Origin of the sequence: Persicitalea sp. (assembly GCF_041751555.1) — a bacterium.
GTDB lineage: Bacteria > Bacteroidota > Bacteroidia > Cytophagales > Spirosomataceae > Persicitalea.
In genome coordinates, this window is the sequence record NZ_JBGSXF010000291.1 from 1 (window position 1) to 2,864 (window position 2,864).

Here is a 2,864-nt window from a genome sequence, read left to right on the forward strand (position 1 = left end):
AATACCTGATCCTCCTTTCCCGGCGAAGTAGCTTCCAAAGTACCCCCTTTCGTTTGGAGTTTAGCGGCCGAGTACTTGTTTGTCGCCGGATCAAACCACTGCCCTGCGTAAACTACCCCCGAAGGGTTGTATAGCTTTACCGTCGCGGACTGCGGCAGGTACGCCATCACCGTTTTCCGGTCATCGGAGCGCAAGACGGAGATAAATTCGCCCGCTTCGCCATTTTCTACCAGTAGTTCCTGAGCGGGTTTCAAGTTCCACCACTCGTGCTTGCGCATGAACTCGGCCAGGTAGCCGATCTGTACGCTACCGGGTTGCTTAATGCTCTCGTCCCAGGGGCGGAGAATGTGCGGTTTGCCGTGGTTCTCTATTTCTTCGCCTGCCCGTATCCACGGCCAGATGCCATTGGCGCCGTAGGTGATGCCCGCCACGGGCGTCGAGAACACGCTCCAGTAGCTGGCGTTGCGGATGTCGGTAGCATCGGAGTTTTTGTCGATGTCTTCGTAAACGGGTTCGAGGTTGATGAAGGCTTTAGGCGGTAGTTGTGACCACTCTTTCGCCACGGGGCCATCCGTGATCCACTTTTGGGTATCGGGCCGGGAGTTGTGGCCCGTTTGGTAACCCAGAATGTCCAGCCAGTCTTCGTGGGCGTATTCCTTACCAATCCAGGAGCGGCCGTGCGGGTGTTGCGCCACGACGCCCGGCGGTCGGGCGTTTCCATTTTCGCCGCCGAACACGCCGCGGCCGATGGTCTTCCAGCGTTGTTCGTACGTTTTGAGGTATTCCCCGTCGCCGCCCAGAATCCAAATCACCTGATGCCCGCCGTAGCGCGCGACCAGGTACTTCGCCAACATAATCGCCTCATCGTCGGGCAAGTGGTAGCCGGGGCTAAGTTCGCGGCCCGAACCGTTGGGCAACGCCCACAGCAGCACGGGCGCCGCGACGAGTCCGTGGGCGTTGATCTCGTCCACTTTTTTGTCCAGATGCTGGAAAAATTCAGGGTTAAGCGAAATGCGCCCACTACCCGTGAAGGCGACCTGTCCCTTGCTGTTTTTGGAACCGCCACGCCACTGCGTGGTCACAAACTGGATCACATTGTAATGGTTCGCGACGCGGTCTTTGAGGTAGGTGTCCCACTCGGCATCGGTCGATTTCAACGCCCCGTTCCAGGCCGTGCAGGCGGTGTAGAAAAAGGGCGTCCCGTCGGCGTGGCTGAGGTAGTACGACGCCTTGGGGCGGACGATCCCGCCTTTGGTGTAAATGTCGTGCGGACTGGTCTTATCCACAACCTGGAAAGTACCTTTCTGGCTGTTGAGTCCGGCGTTGTTTTTATCCGAGCATTCGGTGGCGTAGTTCCAGGTGCCGACTTCATCGGGCGCAAAGCGGACACGCCAAGTGGTGCCTCCGTCCCAGAAGCCGGAAATAGTATGAACCTTCCCCGCCGGGGAAGTGAACTTTGCGGTAAAGTTCTTGACTTCGTAGAGGGGGTTGTCGTAGGTTTTGTTGCTCTTGAAGGTCTGCTCGTACTTCATCCAGCGGCCCGTTTGGGCGTGAAGGTTGTACGAAACGATGAAGGTCAGGAGTAAGGCAAGCAATTGGCGCATCATATTCGGCTGTAGTTTTTTTTGTAAAAAAAGTGGTTGGGACGAAATATTTACTCCTGGAAAATTTTGGTTTTCGGCTATTTTTCGATCTCGGCGATGGCATTCATCACGCCGTTTTCTCCGGCAAGTTGTTCGGCTATCAGTTGGGCATTTTTATATAAAACTCCGGTATTTAAAAGTTTTCCGATACTGGTAAAGAAAGCCGCCTCCGAAAGATTTTTCAGCGCGATGGGTGGCACCGCCACGCCTTTTTCCTGCACGCGCTTCCCCCAAAACATCTGGTCGCCCATTGGGTGAAGCACCGGACAAATAAGCATCGGCTTCCCCGCCCGCAGGCACTCGGCGGTAGTACCCGCGCCGCCGTGGTGGACGACAGCCCGCACCAGCGGAAACAGTTTATCGTAGGGGGCGGAGTCAATCACCTTTATCGCAGAACTTCCCGCTAGTTTTTCGGTAGTTTCCAGTCCCCAACCCTTCATTATGATAAATCTGACGTCAAATTTTTGCGTCAACCGCAAAATGGTTTCCTGTAAATCAAACTTACTCTTGAACGGCATGCTGCCAAAGGTGAGCACCAGCGGCGGCTCACCTGAACGGATGAATTCGAGCAGGTCAGTGGGTAGCTCCTGCGAGGAAGTACCAAACCAGAAACCCGTGAAGGTCGCGCTGTCGGGGTAGTCCTGTGGCTTGGGGAGAAGCAGCGGACTGACGCCATAGAGGACGGGCGTTTGGGGTACTTTGAATTTTTTTGACAAACCTGCTTCTTCCCGAAAACGAGCGATGGGTTTGTTCATGATCTTCATGCCCGCGTTGGAGAGTCCATAACTCAGCTTATTGAGAAAAGACGGAATCGGCAGCCCGCTAAACGCCGGATTCGGGAATTTGGTAGTCGCTTGTATCGCCGGAACGACCAGCGCCCGCATCATTTTTTCGGGAAACTGGTCGGCGAAGCAGTCGCCCAGGGTTTTTACGTGATAAAGTACCTTGTCGCTCTCCTGTGCCAATCGGTAGAACTCCGTCAGGCACTGCTCCACCAAAGGGTACACCCAGGTGTTCAGGCTGCGACGAATGGCGAAGGGGTTGCCCCGCACCATCTTTTTGCCTTCGTCCGAATCCAGAATAGCCTGGTAGTCGGCTTCGACGGGTACAAAGCCGATGTCGTAGGATATTACCAGTTTCTCAAAATTTTTCCCAGTAGACAGTGTGACTTCGTGGCCGCGGCGTTGCAGCGCTTGGCCCAGGACGGCGTAGGGTTGCACG

The 2,864-nt window shown here is 55.3% G+C and carries 2 protein-coding genes; both read right to left on the bottom strand.

The genetic code is table 11. The features are described 5' to 3' along the window. A partial coding sequence (locus ACEW8P_RS10220; protein ID WP_373512984.1) for a DUF4038 domain-containing protein occupies window positions 1-1,607 on the bottom strand: 1,607 nt, incomplete at its 3' end. 74 nt (window positions 1,608-1,681) lie between these two features. After that, on the bottom strand, window positions 1,682-2,864 hold a 1,183-nt coding region (locus ACEW8P_RS10225; protein WP_373512985.1), incomplete at its 5' end, for a glycosyltransferase.